This window comes from Sporosarcina contaminans (assembly GCF_042679045.1).
Taxonomy (GTDB): domain Bacteria; phylum Bacillota; class Bacilli; order Bacillales_A; family Planococcaceae; genus Sporosarcina; species Sporosarcina contaminans.
Genome location: NZ_JBHTLT010000016.1, coordinates 76,099 through 94,641 on the forward strand (window position 1 = coordinate 76,099; position 18,543 = coordinate 94,641).

At 43.4% G+C, this 18,543-nt stretch carries 17 protein-coding genes; 16 read left to right on the forward strand and 1 reads right to left on the reverse strand.

Annotated elements, in window-relative coordinates; all coding sequences use genetic code 11:
- Genes rsgA through spoVM form a run of 4 tightly spaced genes read left to right on the forward strand, consistent with a single transcriptional unit; the run spans position 1 to position 2,377 of the window.
- Positions 1-894: a ribosome small subunit-dependent GTPase A gene (gene rsgA, locus ACFQ38_RS03020; protein WP_336823066.1), complete on the forward strand. Its 894-nt coding sequence runs from the start codon at positions 1-3 to the stop codon at positions 892-894.
- A complete protein-coding gene (gene rpe / locus ACFQ38_RS03025) occupies positions 887-1,552 on the forward strand; it encodes a ribulose-phosphate 3-epimerase (protein ID WP_336823067.1) in 666 nt (221 codons plus the stop codon). The genes rsgA and rpe overlap by 8 nt, the downstream gene beginning before the upstream one ends.
- Complete coding sequence (locus ACFQ38_RS03030) at positions 1,552-2,211, forward strand: thiamine diphosphokinase (protein ID WP_381479761.1); 660 nt, start codon at positions 1,552-1,554, stop codon at positions 2,209-2,211. Before rpe ends, ACFQ38_RS03030 begins: the two co-directional genes overlap by 1 nt.
- 13 nt (positions 2,212-2,224) lie before the next feature.
- Entirely contained in the window at positions 2,225-2,377 is a 153-nt protein-coding gene (gene spoVM, locus ACFQ38_RS03035; protein ID WP_336823069.1) for a stage V sporulation protein SpoVM, read from the forward strand.
- Between the two features lie 156 nt (positions 2,378-2,533).
- Here the strand turns inward: spoVM and rpmB are convergent, their stop codons facing one another.
- Positions 2,534-2,722, reverse strand: a complete 189-nt coding sequence (rpmB, locus tag ACFQ38_RS03040; protein ID WP_336823070.1) for a 50S ribosomal protein L28 — start codon at positions 2,720-2,722, stop codon at positions 2,534-2,536.
- Positions 2,723-3,789: 1,067 nt separating this feature from the next.
- On the opposite strand from rpmB, the gene ACFQ38_RS03045 reads away from it, so the two are divergent.
- The 12 genes from ACFQ38_RS03045 (at position 3,790) to smc (ending at position 18,499) form a co-directional block, all read left to right on the forward strand.
- Positions 3,790-4,149 (forward strand): Asp23/Gls24 family envelope stress response protein, encoded by a 360-nt coding sequence (locus ACFQ38_RS03045; protein WP_336823071.1) that lies wholly within the window; start codon positions 3,790-3,792, stop codon positions 4,147-4,149.
- 21 nt (positions 4,150-4,170) lie between these two features.
- On the forward strand, positions 4,171-5,835 hold the full coding sequence (locus ACFQ38_RS03050; RefSeq protein ID WP_381479763.1) for a DAK2 domain-containing protein: 1,665 nt from the start codon (positions 4,171-4,173) through the stop codon (positions 5,833-5,835).
- 660 nt (positions 5,836-6,495) lie between these two features.
- Positions 6,496-7,158 (forward strand): L-serine ammonia-lyase, iron-sulfur-dependent subunit beta, encoded by a 663-nt coding sequence (sdaAB, locus tag ACFQ38_RS03055; protein ID WP_336823073.1) that lies wholly within the window; start codon positions 6,496-6,498, stop codon positions 7,156-7,158.
- Positions 7,159-7,173: 15 nt separating this feature from the next.
- Complete coding sequence (gene sdaAA, locus ACFQ38_RS03060; RefSeq protein WP_336823074.1) at positions 7,174-8,082, forward strand: L-serine ammonia-lyase, iron-sulfur-dependent, subunit alpha; 909 nt, start codon at positions 7,174-7,176, stop codon at positions 8,080-8,082.
- A complete protein-coding gene (gene recG, locus ACFQ38_RS03065; RefSeq protein ID WP_336823075.1) occupies positions 8,063-10,111 on the forward strand; it encodes an ATP-dependent DNA helicase RecG in 2,049 nt (682 codons plus the stop codon). The genes sdaAA and recG overlap by 20 nt, the downstream gene beginning before the upstream one ends.
- 150 nt (positions 10,112-10,261) lie before the next feature.
- The gene (gene fapR / locus ACFQ38_RS03070; RefSeq protein ID WP_336823076.1) at positions 10,262-10,849 is read left to right on the forward strand and encodes a transcription factor FapR; all 588 of its coding nucleotides are present in this window, start codon (positions 10,262-10,264) and stop codon (positions 10,847-10,849) included.
- Positions 10,846-11,832, forward strand: a complete 987-nt coding sequence (gene plsX / locus ACFQ38_RS03075) for a phosphate acyltransferase PlsX (RefSeq protein ID WP_381479766.1) — start codon at positions 10,846-10,848, stop codon at positions 11,830-11,832. Before fapR ends, plsX begins: the two co-directional genes overlap by 4 nt.
- Positions 11,829-12,770, forward strand: a complete 942-nt coding sequence (fabD, locus tag ACFQ38_RS03080; protein ID WP_381479767.1) for an ACP S-malonyltransferase — start codon at positions 11,829-11,831, stop codon at positions 12,768-12,770. The genes plsX and fabD overlap by 4 nt, the downstream gene beginning before the upstream one ends.
- Positions 12,770-13,516: a 3-oxoacyl-[acyl-carrier-protein] reductase gene (fabG, locus tag ACFQ38_RS03085; protein ID WP_336823079.1), complete on the forward strand. Its 747-nt coding sequence runs from the start codon at positions 12,770-12,772 to the stop codon at positions 13,514-13,516. The genes fabD and fabG overlap by 1 nt, the downstream gene beginning before the upstream one ends.
- Before the next feature lie 274 nt (positions 13,517-13,790).
- Positions 13,791-14,027 carry an acyl carrier protein gene (locus ACFQ38_RS03090; RefSeq protein ID WP_336823080.1) on the forward strand — a complete coding sequence of 79 codons (237 nt, stop codon included), beginning with the start codon at positions 13,791-13,793 and terminating at the stop codon, positions 14,025-14,027.
- Between the two features lie 144 nt (positions 14,028-14,171).
- The gene (gene rnc, locus ACFQ38_RS03095; RefSeq protein WP_336823081.1) at positions 14,172-14,939 is read left to right on the forward strand and encodes a ribonuclease III; all 768 of its coding nucleotides are present in this window, start codon (positions 14,172-14,174) and stop codon (positions 14,937-14,939) included.
- 2 nt (positions 14,940-14,941) lie between these two features.
- Positions 14,942-18,499 (forward strand): chromosome segregation protein SMC, encoded by a 3,558-nt coding sequence (gene smc / locus ACFQ38_RS03100; protein WP_381479768.1) that lies wholly within the window; start codon positions 14,942-14,944, stop codon positions 18,497-18,499.
- The last annotated feature ends 44 nt before the right edge of the window (positions 18,500-18,543 follow it).

Sequence of the window (18,543 nt, forward strand, 5' to 3'; positions counted from 1 at the left end):
ATGCCGGAAGGACAAATTAGAAAAGCGCTTAGCGGGTTTTATTATGTAAAACAGGATGGGGCATGGATTCCGTGTAAAGGAAGAGGAGTGTTTAGAAAGCGCGGTATCTCTCCTCTTGTCGGCGATTATGTAACGTATACCAGGGATGGTGATAATGATGCAACCATTACGGAAGTACATGTCAGGAAAAACGAATTAGTTAGACCGCCGATTGCTAATATCGATCAGGCACTATTAGTTTTCTCTTTAGTGGAACCAGATTTCAGTGCACATCTATTAGATAGATTCATTGCTGTTATCGAGTCGGTCGGTATTCGTCCGATTATCTGCCTGACGAAAATTGATCTTGCTGAAGAGGAAGATTTGCATCGATCTGATCGAATGATGAGCTACTATCAAAAAATTGGCTATGATGTTATAAAGACGTTCGTAGATGACTCATCTTTGTCTGAACAGCTGAAACCATTTCTTGCTGGTAAAACAACTGTGTTAGCTGGTCAATCAGGCGTTGGCAAATCAACTTTGTTAAACACGCTCATTCCTGAACTAAGCTTGAAAACTGGAGAAATTTCAGAAGCATTAGGGAGGGGACGCCATACGACGAGGCATGTTGAATTAATTGAAGTAGGAGACGGCCTTGTCGCGGATACGCCGGGATTTAGCTCTCTTGATTTCGATCATGTAGAGAAAGAGGAGCTGCGAGACACTTTCATTGAAATGGCCGAAACAGCACATGAATGCAAGTTTAGAGGATGCCTTCATTTGAAAGAACCGGGATGTGCCGTGAAGGAGAAAGTGGAAACAGGTGAAATTCTTCCTCACCGCTATGAACATTATGTTCAGTTTTTGAAAGAAATTATTGACCGAAAGCCGAGGTATCCGAAAAATGATTAAAATTGCACCATCTATCCTGTCTGCAGATTTTGCAAAATTGGCGGATGAAGTGAAAGAAGTCGAAGCAGCTGGAGCTGATTGGATTCATATTGACGTAATGGATGGCCATTTTGTGCCAAATATTACATTAGGGCCTGTTGTAGTAGAAGCTTTACGTCCTGTGACGGAATTGCCGTTGGACGTACATTTAATGATCGAAAATCCAGATGCCTATATTGAACAATTTGCTAAAGCGGGTGCAGATTATATTACTGTACATGTTGAGGCTTGCAAGCATTTGCATAGAACAATTCAATTGATTCGTTCATATGGCGTAAAGCCTGGCGTTGTGTTAAATCCGCATACACCAGTTGAAATGATCTATCATGTGTTGGAAGACATAGACTTAGTTCTGTTTATGACAGTTAATCCAGGCTTTGGCGGACAAAAATTCATTCATCAAGTATTGCCGAAAGTGAAGCAACTGTCAGAACATCTTAAAGAAAACGGCTTGTCGATTGATATTGAAATCGATGGTGGTGTAAATGAAGAAACGATCAAGCCTTGCGTAGAAGCGGGCGCTAACGTATTCGTTGCAGGCTCTGCAATTTATAATGCAAAGGATCGAAAAGAAGCTTTACAGAATATAAAAAAATCCGGGGAAAGCGTGTTGGCATAATGTTGGCAAAGACTGTATTAGTTTGTGCGGGAGGACCGCCAGAAGAAATTCCCGATTTGATAGAGTATATCAATGATGAAACGGTCTTTATCGGTGCAGATCGCGGAGCGCTGCATTTATTGAACCAATCAATCATTCCGCATGAAGCAGTCGGTGATTTTGATTCGGTAAGTGAAGAAGAACTGCGAATTATAAATATTGCAGTCAATCAGATGAGTGCTTATCAGGCCGAGAAAGATGAAACGGATACAGAACTTGCGATTAAACAAGCTATAACGTATGAACCTGATGAAATTATTCTTACAGGTGTTTCTGCGGGGAGATTCGATCATATGCAGTCTGCGCTCCATTTAATGTACAGAATGCAATCGACGCATGGACGCATCCGGTTTCGAATCATTAACCGATTCAATGAGCTCTCATTTTTGTTTCCAGGAGTGCATAGAATAAAAAAGAAAGTGCAATTTCCGTACATTTCGTTTTTCCCTTTCGGAGAAGATGTTACGAACTTAACGTTGACGGGTTTCAAATATGAGACAGTTAATGCATTGATGAAGAACGGGGCGACGATGTTTACAAGCAATGAACCAATTGCAGAAGTTTGTACTATCTCATTTCGCAAAGGCATATGCTTAATGGTAAGGAGTTCAGATTCCTGAAAGGAGCGGGGAATTGCGAGTCTATACATTTACGATGCCGAAGTTTCTCAGTAGTTTTGTGCGCAAGTGCATGGTTGTTTTCCAAAAGGACGGGAAGCCTAAAAGCAGCCAAGCAGCTGTCAGTCAGCGGAACCGCAAAAGAAAAAAAGATAAAACGTCAGGCTGATCAACGTCAGCCTGACGTTTTGCTTTTATAAAAATAAAAGCCTTACCTGTCCGCTGGTTGAAACTGGACAGGCAAGGTTTATTCAATACGCCATATACATTCGGACGGTCGGTGGTTTTGCGCAACGGGCGTCCTAAATGAACGCCCAACAGGAAGTTATACGCGTTGTACTTTACCTGATTTAAGCGCTCTTGCAGATACCCATACACGTTTCGGTTTACCGTTAACAAGAATACGGACTTTTTGGAGGTTCGCACCCCAAGTACGTCTGTTAGCATTCATTGCGTGTGAACGGGCATTCCCGGAACGTGCTTTACGACCCGTAATAACACATTGTTTAGCCATTTTATGACCTCCTCGCTATTGTTGATTAAGCGATTCACTTTATCATTCGCATACCATAATACTTTATCACACGAGTTTAGGTGTTGCAACCTTTTTCGAATGCCTTTCAAGTATTTATCCTTTACAATGAAACATCGATTTAAGGCACTTCCGCTTTTCTATTGTCCAGTCTTCAGGTGGCAGCTGCTCGGGTCGCTTCGGTCATAAGGATAAAGGCAGAAAGCGCCTTTACCTTACGGCCTCCAGCGCCTGTCGCAGCTAAGCGCCACCTTCCGCTTTTCCTTTTCCAGACTGCAGTGCCCTGCGCCTATCGAACTTCAAAGCTGAAACGTAAGACAAAGAGCGTCTTTCGTTTCAGCTTCTCCAGTTCGTACGGCGCAAACCGGGCACTTCCGCTTTTCTATTGTCCAGTCTCCAGGTGGCAGCTGCTCGGGTCGCTTCGGTCATAAGGATAAAGGCAGAAAGCGCCTTTACCTTACGGCCTCCAGCGCCTGTCGCAGCTAAGCGCCACCTTCCGCTTTTCCTTTTCCAGACTGCAGTGCCCTGCGCCTATCGAACTTCAAAGCTGAAACGTAAGACAAAGAGCGTCTTTCGTTTCAGCTTCTCCAGTTCGTACGGCGCAAACCGGGCACTTCCGCTTTTCTATTGTCCAGTCTCCAGGTGGCAGCTGCTCGGGTCGCTTCGGTCATAAGGATAAAGGCAGAAAGCGCCTTTACCTTACGGCCTCCAGCGCCTGTCGCAGCTAAGCGCCACCTTCCGCTTTTCCTTTTCCAGTCTCCAGTGCCCTGCTCCTATCGAACTTCAAAGTGGAAACGTAAGACAAAGAGCGTCTTTCGTTTCAGCTTCTCCAGTTCGTACGGCGCAAAACGGTCACTTCCGCTTTTCTATTGTCCAGTCTCCAGGTGGCAGCTGCTCGGGTCGCTTCGGTCATAAGGATAAAGGCAGAAAGCGCCTTTACCTTACGGCCTCCAGCGCCTGTCGCAGCTAAGCGCCACCTTCCGCTTTTCTATTATCATTGTGTATAGTACAATGAGGGGAGTGAACAAGGATGCAGGAGGGGAAGCAATATGTCAATCGAAATGAAAAACGATTACGGTAAAATAGATATTACGAATGATGTGATTGCCCAAGTGGTCGGAGAAGCTGCGATCGAATGCTATGGTGTTGTAGGCATGGCATCGAGACATCAAATTCGTGACGGTCTGACTGAAATTCTTCGTAAAGAGAATTATGGCAAAGGTGTCATCGTTCGCAATATTGGAGATGAAACACATATTGATATGTATGTGATTGTCGGCTACGGTACGAAAATATCCGAAGTTGCTTACCAAGTGCAATCCAAAGTGATGTACACATTGAAAAAGACATTATCGTTAACGGTGGATTCAGTGAATATATTTGTTCAAGGGGTTCGGGTGACGAATTGATTGAAGGAGGAAAACTTTTCAATGAATGCTATTGATGGTTTGAAATTTGCGGACATGGTGAGAATGGGTGCACATCATTTGCACCAAAATGCAGACTATGTCGATTCATTAAACGTGTTTCCAGTACCCGATGGTGATACAGGAACAAATATGAACCTGTCCATGACTTCTGGCGCGAAAGAGACGGAGGCGCATGCTCAGCCGCATTTGGGTAAAACAGCGCAAGCTCTTTCAAAAGGATTGCTCATGGGAGCTCGCGGGAATTCAGGGGTCATCTTATCCCAATTATTCCGTGGCTTCGGAAAAGCGGTCGAAAACGAAGCCGAATTAAACAGCAGAAAATTTGCTGCTGCTTTGCAATATGGAGTTGAAACAGCATATAAGGCTGTTATGAAACCTGTTGAAGGAACGATTTTAACAGTTGCCAAAGACGCTTCTAAAGCAGGTGTAGAAAAAGCGGGACAAACTGATGATGTCATTGCAGTGATGGAAGCTGTTGTGAAAGAATCGATCGCTTCTTTAAAAAGAACACCGGATTTATTGCCGGTATTGAAAGAAGTAGGTGTCGTCGATAGCGGTGGTCAAGGCCTCGTTTATGTATATGAAGGCTTTTTAGCATGTTTAAAAGGGGAAGCGCTTCCTGAACGTTCATCTGTAGAGTCGATGGATGAACTCGTAAACGCTGAGCATCACCGCGGTGTTCAAGGATTTATGAATACGGAAGATATTGTATTCGGCTACTGCACAGAGTTCATGGTGAAGTTTGAAGACGAAAAAGTGAAAAAGCACCCGTTTGATGAAAGTGCTTTCCGCGAGGACTTAAGCAAATTAGGAGATTCGTTGCTAGTCATTTCGGATGATGAAATAGCTAAAGTACATATTCATACCGAACAGCCTGGAGAAGCATTGAATTATGGGCAGAAATTCGGCTCGCTCATAAATATGAAAATTGAAAATATGCGTGAACAGCATATTGCAATCGTCGGTGAAGATCATCATACTAAACCTTCAGTTGATAAAAAGGACAAGCATCCATATGCAGTCGTCACAGTAGCAATGGGGCCCGGAGTGGCAGATCTGCTAAGGAGTATAGGAGCATCTGTCGTTATTGAAGGCGGACAGACGATGAACCCATCAACAGAAGATATTGTAAAGGCGATTCAGGATGTAGAAGCTGAAAAAGTCATTATCCTTCCAAATAATAAAAATATTGTAATGGCTGCAAACCAAGCGGCTGAAGTTTTGGATATCGATGCGGCAGTCGTTCCTACAAAATCGATACCAGAAGGTTTGGCAGCAATATTAGCTTTCAATCCGGAAGCGACTGTAGAAGAAAACAGCCGTGTTATGTCTGAAGCTTCATCTCAAGTGAAGACAGGTCAAATCACTTATTCAATTAGAGATACATCTATCGATGGAATCGATATTCAGAAGGGCGACTTTATGGGGCTTTCGGGCAGCAAAATTATCGTATCCAACCCTTCGCTCGACGACGTCATGAAAACGTTGATCGATTCGCTAATAGATGAAGATGATGAAATAATTACAATCATTTATGGCGAAGATGTAAGTGAAGAACAAGCTGAAGCAATGGCAAATTACATTGAACAACAGCATGATCATATGGAAGTTGAGCTATACAACGGCAAACAACCACTATATCCTTTCATCCTATCGGTTGAATAAAAAACACGTCCTTTGAGACGTGTCAGACTGTAGACAAAGTATCTTTTTACTTTGTCTACAGTCCTTTTAAGGTTTGAGTCATGAGATAGGTGTTTGCCTATCTTGGCTTGAAAACGCTTGTCGAGGAAGGCAACCTCAGAACGCCATGTCCTAGAGGTGCCTTAATTTCTGCTAAGAGCGCAGAAATACGGCAAATCGAACCCTTCGCCGTTCGATTTGCAACGGTTGCATGACTCGCTTCATGTGAGCCCGCGCGAAGCGAAGACCCGAATAGAACTTAGGTTCATGAGGGGACGCGCGAAGGACAGGCAACCTAATTATACGTAATCGTAAAGGTGCCTTAATCTCTGCAAAGAACGCAGAAATTAAGGCAAATCGAACCCTCCGCTGTTCGATTCGCAGTATGCGAACGTTTGCCAACAAGCTGACACGTCCTTTGAGACGTGTTTTTTTATATTTCTATATGGACAGAGCTCGAGTCTTGCTTCGGAAAGAATGCATACTAAAAGAATAGCTTATCGAATCCTAATAGAGTTAATAGCCTATGAACAAATGTTTGTTTTTTGTTTTTTGTTTTTCATAGGGATGTATTGTAAAATAGACTAAGATATGAATTTGTATTTTATTGTTGAAATAGATAGGGAAAAGGGGGCAATGGCTTTGAAATTCAGATCGGTTTTTGAAATTATCGGTCCTGTTATGATCGGTCCATCTTCATCTCATACTGCTGGCGCAGCAAGGATTGGACTTGTTGCAAGAGACTTGTTCGGCAGGCAGCCTAAATGGGCGAAAATCCACCTTTATGGATCCTTTGCGGAAACTTATAAAGGACACGGGACAGACGTTGCGATCATAGGCGGACTGTTAGGATACGATACTTTTGATGAACGGATAAAGACGGCTTTCGAAGATGCGTCCGCCGCTGGAATGACGTTCGAATTTATACCAGAGGAAGAGGAAATGGACCATCCGAATACAGCTCGCATTCTAATCGGGGATGAAGAGGGCGATATGGAGCTTGTCGGCATTTCAATCGGTGGAGGAACGATGGAGGTCGTTGAATTGAACGGATTTCCGCTTCGGCTTTCTGGCCATTTCCCCGCATTGCTTGTCGTTCATAATGACCGGGCTGGCGTCATAGCGAACGTATCCAACGCAATAGCCGCTCAAGGGATGAATATTGCCCATATGGAAGTAGGCAGGAAAGAAAAAGGAAAAATGGCGCTGATGGTCATTGAGGTTGACCAAGTGCTGAATGATGAATTGATTAATGAACTGCAATCATTGCCTAATGTTACGCAAGTATCTACGTTGGCAAAATAAGGAGGAATCCGACAGATGGATGTTTTATTCAGCACTGTAAAAGAGCTTGTAGAGCTTGCTGAAACTCAAAGTAAACCGATTTCAGAAATAATGATTGAGCAAGAGATGCTCATAACAAAAAGAACGCGAGAAGAAATTGTTGCTCAAATGGAAAACAATTTGACAGTGATGGAAAATGCAGTTGAACAAGGATTGAAAGGTGTTAAATCGACGTCTGGCCTTACTGGTGGAGACGCTGTTCTTTTGCAAAAATATATAGAGTCCGGTAAATCGCTTTCGGGGGATCTCATTTTGGATGCGGTGAGCAAGGCTGTTGCAACGAATGAAGTGAATGCTGCTATGGGGATGATTTGCGCGACACCTACGGCAGGAGCTGCAGGTATCGTCCCTGGTACGCTTTTTGCAGTAAAGAATAAATTAAACCCGACACGTGAGCAAATGGTCAATTACTTATTTACATCAGGAGCTTTCGGTTTTGTCGTTGCGAATAACGCATCGATTTCCGGCGCTGCAGGCGGATGCCAAGCTGAAACTGGTTCGGCTGCTTCCATGGCGGCTGCAGCAATTGTGGAAATGGCAGGAGGAACTCCCCAGCAAAGTGCCGAAGCCTTTTCGATCGTTATGAAAAATATGTTAGGGCTTGTTTGTGATCCTGTTGCAGGGCTTGTTGAAGTGCCGTGTGTGAAAAGGAATGCGATGGGTGCGGCAAAAGCATTAGTCGGTGCAGATATGGCGCTTGCGGGCGTAGTCAGCAAAATTCCTACAGATGAAGTGATCGAAGCGATGCATCGTATAGGACAGCGGATGCCGGTTGAACTGCGAGAAACAGCAAAGGGTGGACTGGCTGCTACGCCGACAGGAAAGGCGCTCGAAGCTGAGATTTTCGGAAAGGATCGGGCGGTTCGTGACACGATCAATTCATGATCCGGTAACTGCATTAAAAGGAGTAGGTAAAGCTGCATCCGAACAGTTTCAAAAATTAGGCATTGAAACGATTAAAGATTTGATTTACACATTTCCTTATCGCCATGAGGATTTCAGGTTGAAGAATCTTTCAGAAACACCGCATGAAGAAAGAGTGACGATTGAAGGAAGGGTCGAAAGCGAGCCTTCCGTCCTTTTTTTAGGGAGAAACCGTTCAAGGCTGCAAATTCGACTTCTCGCTGGCAACCATCTTGTAAAAGCTGTGTTTTTTAATCAACATTATTTGAAGGACAGGCTGTCAATTGGAATGATCATTACAGTTACCGGAAAATGGGACAAAGGTCGGCAAGTTATTAATGTAAGCAGCTTCAATGAAGGGCCGAAAGTCAATCAGGCAGATTTTGAACCGATCTATAGCCTGAAAGGGGTCATGCATCAAAAAACGTTTAGGCGCCATATGAGAACGGCTTTGGATGTCGGGCTCGACCAATTTGAAGATACGTTGCCTGCCGTAATAAGAGATGCATACAAACTGCCTGCTATTGCTGAAGCTTTGGAAATGATCCATTTTCCGAATACTCCAAGCGATGTGAAGCATGCGAGAAGACGATTCGTCTACGAAGAATTATTGGCTTTTCAATTGAAGATGGTTGCATTGAAAAAGAATAGAAAAAAAGCGGAAAAAGGCTTGGAAATTCATTATGATTTAGATAAGTTAAAGTCATTCATTTCTACGCTTCCATTTGAACTGACAAATGCGCAAAAGAGAGTAGTTAATGAATTATGTGCTGAAATGAAAAGCCCGGTTCGGATGAATCGGCTCTTGCAAGGGGATGTTGGCTCTGGGAAAACAGTCGTCGCTGCCACTGCTTTATATGCTGCCATTACAGGCGGTTTTCAAGGGGCGCTTATGGCACCTACCGAAATATTGGCGGAGCAGCATGCTAATGCAATATCCGAGTGGCTCACTCCCTTTGGTGTAAGCGTCGCCTTTTTATCTGGATCGACGAAAGGGAAAGCGAGAAAAATTCTTTTAGAGCAACTTCGTTTAGGGGAAATTGATTTGCTAATCGGTACGCATGCTTTAATTCAGCCTGACGTCAGCTTTCAAAATCTTGGCCTCGTCATTACAGATGAGCAGCATCGATTTGGAGTTGAGCAGCGTCGTATTTTAAGGGAAAAAGGCATGAATCCCGATGTGCTATTCATGACGGCTACGCCAATTCCCCGGACATTGGCGATAACAGCATTCGGTGAGATGGATATTTCTATATTGGATGAAATGCCTGCTGGACGAAAAAAAGTTGAAACCTATTGGCTGAAGGAAGACTCTTTGTTGCCAGTTTTGAAAAGGATGGAAAAAGAATTGGCGGCTGGGCGTCAAGCGTATGTCATTTGCCCGCTCATCGAGGAATCAGATAAATTGGATGTTCAAAATGCTGTAGACGTCCACGCACAGCTAACATCTCATTTTAATGGACGCTATTCTGTCGGTTTAATGCATGGTCGATTGCACTCTGATGAAAAAGATCGAATTATGCGAGATTTCAGCGATGGCAAAATCGATTGTCTCGTTTCCACAACAGTAGTTGAAGTAGGGGTGAACGTACCAAATGCAACGTTCATGCTTATCTATGATGCAACGCGTTTCGGTTTAGCGCAGCTACATCAGCTAAGGGGGCGCGTCGGAAGGGGAGCGGATCAATCGTACTGTATTTTATTGGCTGACCCGAAAAACGAGGAAGGCAAGGAACGGATGCAGTCAATGACCGAAACGAACGATGGCTTCGTCTTGGCGGAAAAGGATCTTGAATTGAGAGGATCAGGAGACTTTTTTGGCAAGAAGCAAAGCGGTCTTCCAGAGTTTCAAATGGCTGATTTAGTCCATGATTACAAGGCTCTTGATACAGCAAGAAAAGATGCCGAACGATTGTTGGAATCGGATCAATTCTGGACAGACCCAGAATATCATTACTTAGTGAAGATTCTTGAACAATCAGGTGCACTTAGCCAGGATCGTATAGATTAAAAGCATCAAAACCTCGTAGAATCGAGGAGTTGATGCTTTTTATATTATTAATAATGATTCCCTTTCTTAATATTGCTGGTAGAAATTCGAAATGAATTATGATAATATACTGGTATTAGTACCAAGTGCTAATCCGGAAGGGTGAAACAATTGAGAATTCCAAAAAAGGATCGGCAACAGCAGCTTGGCCAGTTGCTTGAAGAAAATCCTTTTCTAACAGATGAAGAATTGGCTAAGCACTTTAATGTCAGTGTTCAGACGATTAGACTGGATCGATTGGAATGCGGGATCCCTGAGTTGCGGGAGCGCTTGAAATCGGTTGCTTCGAAAACGATCGAAGCAGAGGTGAAATCGCTTCAGTCCGATGAAGTGATTGGAGAGATTGTTGATATTGAGCTTGATGAACGCGCCATATCTATTTTCGATGTGACGGAAGATCATGTATTTCAACGGAATGGGATTGCTCGAGGACATCATTTATTCGCACAAGCGAATTCTTTAGCCGTAGCAGTGTTAGATGATGATTTGGCATTGACTGTTACATCCACACTCCATTTTGTGAAGCCTGTAAGGGCCGGCGATCGGGTAATTGCCCGTGCAACTGTGAACAAAGATCGCTCTACAGATAAAAGGACTTATGTTGAAGTCATTTCAACTGTAGAAAATGAAAAAGTATTCTCGGGAGATTTCCAGATGTACCGGAATACAGAAGGACAAGGCAGGAGGAGTAGAAAATGATAATCGCATTGGATGGTATGGGCGGAGATCATGCACCGAGAGAGATCATCGAAGGTGCGATAGAGAGTCTATCGGAATTTAATGATTTACATATACATATTTATGGAAATGAAGAAATTATGAAGCCTTATCTTACAAGACATGAAAGGCTTACTGTCGTTCATTGCACAGAAAAAATTGAACCGGATGATGAGCCTGTACGGGCAATCCGCAAAAAGAAAGATGCTTCGATGGTACGCATGGCGCAAGCTGTTAAAGACGGTGATGCAGATGCTTGTGTCTCTGCTGGCAACACAGGGGCTCTTATGGCAGCTGGGCTCTTTGTCGTTGGACGCATTAAAGGAATCGACAGGCCGGCTTTGTCGCCGACGTTACCTACAATAGGAGGACAAGGCTTCGTATTTTTAGACGTCGGAGCGAATGCGGATGCTAAACCGGCTCATTTGCAGCAATATGCCATTATGGGAAGTATTTACGCTGAGAAAGTACGGGGCATTGAAAAGCCGCGGGTAGGATTATTGAATATCGGAACCGAAGAAGGCAAAGGGAATGAACTGACTAAGTCAGCGTATGAACTGCTTTCATCAGCACCGATCAATTTCATAGGTAATGTTGAATCGAGAGAGCTTTTAAATGGTGTGGCAGATGTTATCGTTACAGATGGTTTCACCGGAAATATGGTGTTGAAAACAATTGAAGGAACGGCATCCGGATTCTTCTCAATGTTGAAGGAAGTTTATGGGGCTTCATTTAAAAATAAACTATCCGCTGCTTTGGTTAAAGATGGTTTGCGTGGATTGAAACGCAAGATGGACTATACGGAATATGGAGGCGCAGGTCTTTTTGGCCTCAATTCTCCAGTCATTAAGGCGCATGGATCTTCAAATGCCAATGCAATTTTGAATGCCATTAGGCAGGCGCGGACGATGGTTGAGTATGACGTATGCGGAACAATTCGAGAGACTGTGGGGGATGGAGAATGACAAAAATTGCTTTTTTATTTCCTGGACAAGGATCACAAACGGTTGGAATGGGAGTAGAACTATCAAAAAATGAAGAAAGCAGTGCATTTTTCAAGGAGGCAGATGAAGCGCTATCCTTTCAATTGAGCGACTTGATGGAAAATGGGCCGCAAGAAAAATTAACATTGACTTACAATGCCCAACCCGCACTCTTAACAGTAGGTGCTATGATTGCGGATAGACTAAAAGCTGAAGGTATTCAGCCTAATTATACTGCAGGTCATAGCTTAGGCGAATACACAGCACTTGTTGCTGCAGGCGTACTGTCATTTAAAGATGGTGTCTCTGTTGTTCATAAGCGTGGCCTGTATATGAATGATGCTGTGCCTGCAGGAGAAGGTGCAATGGCAGCAATCTTAGGCATGGATGGCGATCAGCTAAAAGCAGTAACCGATGCGATTTCAGAGTCTGGAGGTGTCGTCCAGCCGGCCAATTTAAACTGTCCTGGGCAAATCGTTATTTCGGGCACGAAAGATGGCGTTGAAAAAGCTTGTGTTCAATTGAAAGAGGCGGGTGCCAAACGAGCAATACCTTTAGATGTCAGTGGGCCATTCCACTCTTCTCTCATGAAGCCTGCTGCGGAAAAATTATCTGCTGCTTTAGATGAAATCGATATGAAAGAAGCGGCTGTTCCTGTAATTGCGAACGTCAACGCTGAAGCTGTAGTAAATCCAGAGAAGATCAAAGAATTGTTAGTTGAACAATTGTATTCACCAGTTTTGTGGGAGGACTCAGTTAGAACGTTATTGGATTTAGGTGTGACACATTTCATTGAGTGCGGTCCAGGTAAAGTGTTATCGGGACTTGTGAAGAAAATTGACAGAAGTGCAACGATTTTCCCTGTCTATGACGAGAACACATTGGCAGCGGTCATTGAAGCCTCGAAAGGGTGGTTATAATGGGTAGATTTGAAGGTAAATCGGCGATTGTAACGGGTGCATCCCGAGGCATCGGTCGTGAGATTGCTATTTTGTTAGGAAAAGAAGGAGCGAAAGTTGCTGTTAATTACAGCGGAAGCAAAGAAAAGGCAGAAGAAGTCGTTGAATTGATCAAACAATCCGGTGGGGAAGCTTTTGCAATTCAAGCGAATGTTTCCGATGCGGAACAAGTGAAACAAATGATCGATGAGACATTGAAATCATTTGGTTCAATTGATATGCTCGTAAATAATGCGGGAATTACACGTGATAATTTGTTGATGCGCATGAAGGAAGACGAATGGGACGATGTCATGAACATCAATTTAAAAGGCGTATTCCTTTGTACAAAAGCTGTAACGCGCCAAATGATGAAACAACGCGCTGGGAAGATTGTCAACCTTGCTTCTATTGTTGGCGTCACCGGCAATCCGGGACAGGCGAATTATGTCGCTGCAAAAGCTGGTGTAATCGGTTTGACGAAGACGACCGCAAAAGAGCTTGCGACGAGAAATATTACCGTAAATGCGGTAGCTCCGGGTTTCATTACAACTGATATGACCGATGCTCTTCCTGAAGATATAAAAGAGCAAATGTTAGGTTCCATTCCATTAGGCAAATTAGGATCAGCCGAAGATGTCGCTGGAGCAGTAGCTTTCCTCTTGTCAGATGATGCGAATTATATAACCGGTCAAACGATTCATGTAGATGGTGGCATGGTGATGTAATTTTTCCGCATTTCTATTGTCCAGCTTCGGCGGCCAGGTGCTTGGGTCATAAGCCAGCACAGCTATGCGGCAAAAAACGCCGCTTCGCCGTTCTGTCTTACGCCTGTCGCACCTAAGCGGGCCGCCTACGCATTTCTATTGTCCAGTTTCGGGTGGCAGCCTCTCGGGTTGCTTCGGTCTTGAAGCATAAGGCGAAAAGCGCCTTATGTTCAAGCCCTCCAGCACCTGTCGAGGCTTACCGCCACCCTCCACATTTCATTGAGAGGAGGTGACTATGTTGTCAGTACTTGAACGTGTAACGAAAGTTGTTGTCGACCGTCTTGGTGTCGATGAAAGCGAAGTGAAACCTGAAGCTTCTTTCCGCGATGATCTTGGCGCAGACTCTTTGGATGTTGTTGAGCTTGTTATGGAATTGGAAGATGAGTTCGATATGGAAATTTCCGATGACGATGCTGAGAAAATCGGCACTGTTGGCGATGCAGTGAAATATATCGAAGAAAAAACGAACTAATGAAATTCTTATGAAATTCCCGTTGAGATGCTTTCAACCTGTCCATTCATTGATCAGGTTTGAAAGTATCTCTTTTCGGTTTTGCAAGTATCGCATGAACGATGTAAAATGAGAAGAACTATGGATTGAAAGGCAGAGTCGGCTATGAAAAATAAATGGCATTATAAAAATAGAAATTTCACACCAACATTACCCGTAGATATTCGCAATAAATTTGAACAGCTGCAAGCAGATTTGGACATTCGCTTTGAAAACAGCTCCCTTTTGTACAATGCATTTACCCATTCGTCTTTTGTCAATGAACATCGCAGAAAAAATTTTACTGACAATGAGCGGCTTGAATTTTTAGGGGATGCCGTTTTGGAGTTAGGTGTATCCCGTTATCTTTATGCAGCTGAGCCGAATATGAGCGAAGGTGAGTTGACAAAACTACGCGCTGCGATCGTATGTGAGCCTTCATTAGTCAAGTTTTCAAATGAGCTCAAGTTCGGAGAATATATTTTACTTGGCAAAGGAGAAGAACAAACAGGTGGAAGAATGCGTCCAGCGCTCTTGGCAGACGTGTTTGAAGCATTCATCGGAGCGTTGTTTTTAGATCAAGGGATGGAACCAGTTACAAAGTTCCTTGAAAAAGTTGTTTTCCCGAAAATCGGGGCCGGTACTTTTTCGCATGTGATGGATTATAAAAGCCGCTTGCAAGAAATCGTCCAGCAGGCGAATGAAGGCCATCTTAGCTATGAGATTGTCGAAGAGAAAGGTCCTGCGCATGCGAAAAAGTTTGTCACCGTCGTCCGGTTGGATAATAGGGAGCTTGGAATGGGAATTGGAAGATCGAAAAAAGAAGCAGAACAGGAAGCGGCTCGTCAGGCAATCCAGTTAATAGCGGATGATCGGGCCGAAGGGGAGAACTGATTGTGTTTCTAAAAAGAGTCGAGATTGTGGGGTTCAAATCATTTGCAGAACGGATTGGCATCGATTTTGTACCGGGGGTCACAGCAATCGTCGGTCCTAATGGGAGCGGCAAAAGCAATATTACAGATGCAATCCGGTGGGTGTTAGGCGAGCAATCCGCCAAGTCTTTGCGTGGAGCGAAGATGGAAGATGTCATCTTTGCAGGAAGCGATTCACGTAAACCGTTAAACTTTGCAGAAGTGTCGCTTATTCTTGACAATACAAATGGCTTGTTCCCTCTAGACTATACTGAGATCAGTGTCAGCCGACGAGTATTCCGTTCTGGTGAAAGTGTCTATTTACTGAATGGACAGCAGTGTCGCCTAAAAGACATTAACGATGTATTTATGGATTCAGGTGTTGGGAAAGAAGCTTTTTCAATCATTTCCCAAGGACGGGTCGATGAGATTTTGAATAGCCGTCCGGAAGATCGAAGAAGTATTTTTGACGAAGCAGCAGGCGTTTTGAAGTACAAAACGAGAAAGCGGAAAGCCGAACATAAGCTATTTGAGACGCAAGATAACCTAGACCGTGTTTTGGACATTTTAAAAGAGCTTGATAACCGTATTGAACCTCTCCGGCAAAATGCTGAAGCGGCTGAAAGGCATCAATATCTTTCAAGGGAAATTCGGGATGTGGATGTCCAATTATTGAATTTCGATGGTTCGAAATTAAGAGAAGAAATGCTTTTAAAAGCAGAGCAAATTGAATTGCGTCAATCTGAACAAGAACAAATGGAAAAGAAAATTTTGTTAACGGAGCAACAAGTAAATGCTACGAAAACGGAATTGAACAAGATTGATGAACAAATAAACCATTATCAGAAACAGCTTATCGAAATGAGCGCTGAAACTGAAAAATGGGAAGGGCGGCGCTTGCTTTCATTAGAAAAACGGAAAAATAGCGAGCAGCAAATAAACCGAATTGAAAATGAGCTATCGGCAGCGAAAAAAGAGAAAGAAGCATTATCCTTAAAATTAGAAAGCGCAGAAGCAATCGTAGCGACTACAACTTCAGAATTAGAAAAGCTACAAACAGAAATGAACGAGATTTCACAAATTTTAAAGCGCTCGGTAAAAGAGACCGAAGTGGAAATTGAAGAATTGAAGTCTAATTATATTGAACAGCTCAATGAAGAAGCGACATTACGCAGTGAGTTAAGGCATGTAGAGGAGCGGCTTGAAGGCGAAAAAACGTCTTCTGATCGTATTACTGAACAAACCGCTGTCCTTCAAAAGAAATTGTTGGAGCTGAACGCAGAACGTGAAGAACAGTTATCTGTCTTATCCGGATTGAAAAAGCGGAAGGAAGAGGTAGAGCTATCCTATCGAGAAGCGGATCGCCTGTATAATGAATCAGAGAAAGAATTGTCAGGACAGCAGCAAATGATGCATCAAGCATTGAATAAGCAGTCGGAAATGCAAGGAAGATTGCGTGCATTACAAAGCATGGAAGCGGATTTTTCTGGATTCTATTCAGGTGTCAAAGCGATATTAGTAGCTAAAAAAGAAGGAAGATTAGCAGGCATCGATGGAGCTGTAGCTGAATTGATCCATGTTGATGACCAATATATGAAAGCGGTTGAGACTGCTTTAGGCGGCGCAATGCAGCATATTATTACGCAAACGGAAAAAGAGGCGAGAAATGCAATTGCCTATTTAAAACAGCGGAATGCGGGCAGGGCTACTTTTTTGCCCCGTGATGTTATGAAATCGAGAACAATTCCGTATGCAACGATCCAAATTGCCGAAAGTCATCCAGAATTTGTCGGTACAGCAGATCGACTTGTGCAAACCGATTCCGAATTTAGAATTATAGCGGAAAATCTATTAGGAAATTCAATTGTTGCTAAAACGCTTGCAGGTGCTTCAGCAATTGCCAAATCGATCGGTTATCGCTACCGTGTCGTTACGCTTGATGGCGACGTCGTCAATGCGGGAGGTTCATTGACAGGAGGAGGGGCTAAAGGTCAATCATCCGTCTTTTCAAGAAAAGCTGAGTTGGAGACATTAACGAGCCAAGTGGAACGCATGGCTTCCTCGATAGAAATTGGGCATCGAAAAATTAGCGACTCTAAAATGGCTGTCGCAAAACATATGCACGAGAAAGATACGTATCGAAGCACCTTGGAAAGCTTACAAGTAGAAATGTCCACGATCGATGTGCGAATTCGTGAGTTAAATGTAGAAATTAGAACTGTTGAATCCGAAATTTCTGTAGCGGAAAACGGGCGAGCTGGTGCGCTGCATGTTGGTACAGAGTTGAACGACAGAAAAGAAAAACTGCTTCGTAGACATGGGGAAGTTAAAAAATCCCTTGTATCCATCCAAGCTGAAGTAGATACGCTTGAACGGTTAGCGGCGGATCGTCGGAATGAAGAGGCTGCGCTGCAAAATAAGCAGTCAGAACTGCGAGAGAAAACTGCGGTATTAAGGGAACAGAATGGACATCAGCTATCTACCATCCATGAGTTGAAGCAGTCTCTAACATTGACAGAACAAAAAATAAGCTCTTTGTTAGATGAGCAAGCACTTTATTCGGAAGATGAGATGGGTATTGATTTATCTCCAGAAGAAATAAATGCACGCATTGAAGAAGCTTCGAAAAGAAAGAAGGATATGGAAATTTCCTTAAACGAACAAAAAGGTAAAAGGGGAGAACTATCAGCATCCTTGGATCAATCCGAAAAAACATTATCGGATTTGCGTGCTGAATCTTCCAAGGCAGTCGGTTCTTTAAACGAGCTGCGTGTTGCTTTTTCTCGACTGGAAGTGAAGTATGAATCAATCACAAACCGTTTATTGGATGAATATGGATTGTATCCTGATTTTGATTCGGTTGAACAATTTGACGTGGAAGCGGCCCGAGTTAAGGTGGATTCACTAAAGGCGGAGTTGGAACAAATTGGACCAGTCAATCCGGGCTCGATTCAAGAATATAAAGATGTATCAGAGCGTCATGCTTTTCTAACTGAACAGCGGAATGATTTGATCGATGCGAAAAATACACTTAATGAAGCGATGGATGAAATGGATCGCGAGATGGAAATGCGGTTCAGTACGACATTCAATGCTGTTAAAAATAGATTCCACCTCGTTTTCAAAGAAATGTTTGGTGGCGGGGATGCAGATTTGATCCTAACACAGCCTGATAATCTACTTGAAACAGGTGTTGAAATTGTCGCAAGGCCACCTGGGAAGAAACTGCAAAACCTAAGTCTATTATCTGGTGGAGAACGTGCATTAACAGCAATCACTTTACTGTTTTCCATTATTGAAGTTAGACCTGTTCCGTTTTGCATATTGGATGAAGTAGAAGCTGCACTCGATGAGGCAAATGTCATCCGCTATAGTAGATATTTGAAAAAGTTCTCTGAGAGGACGCAATTCATTGTCATAACGCATCGAAAAGGCACGATGGAAGGAGCAGACGTCCTCTACGGCATAACAATGCAGGAATCAGGTGTATCAAAGCTTATATCCGTCAAACTATCCGAAATGCCCGCAGAAGTAATGAGTTGAAACAAAAGCGCAGGCAGCCTGCTAATCCCCGACAAGCGCTGGAG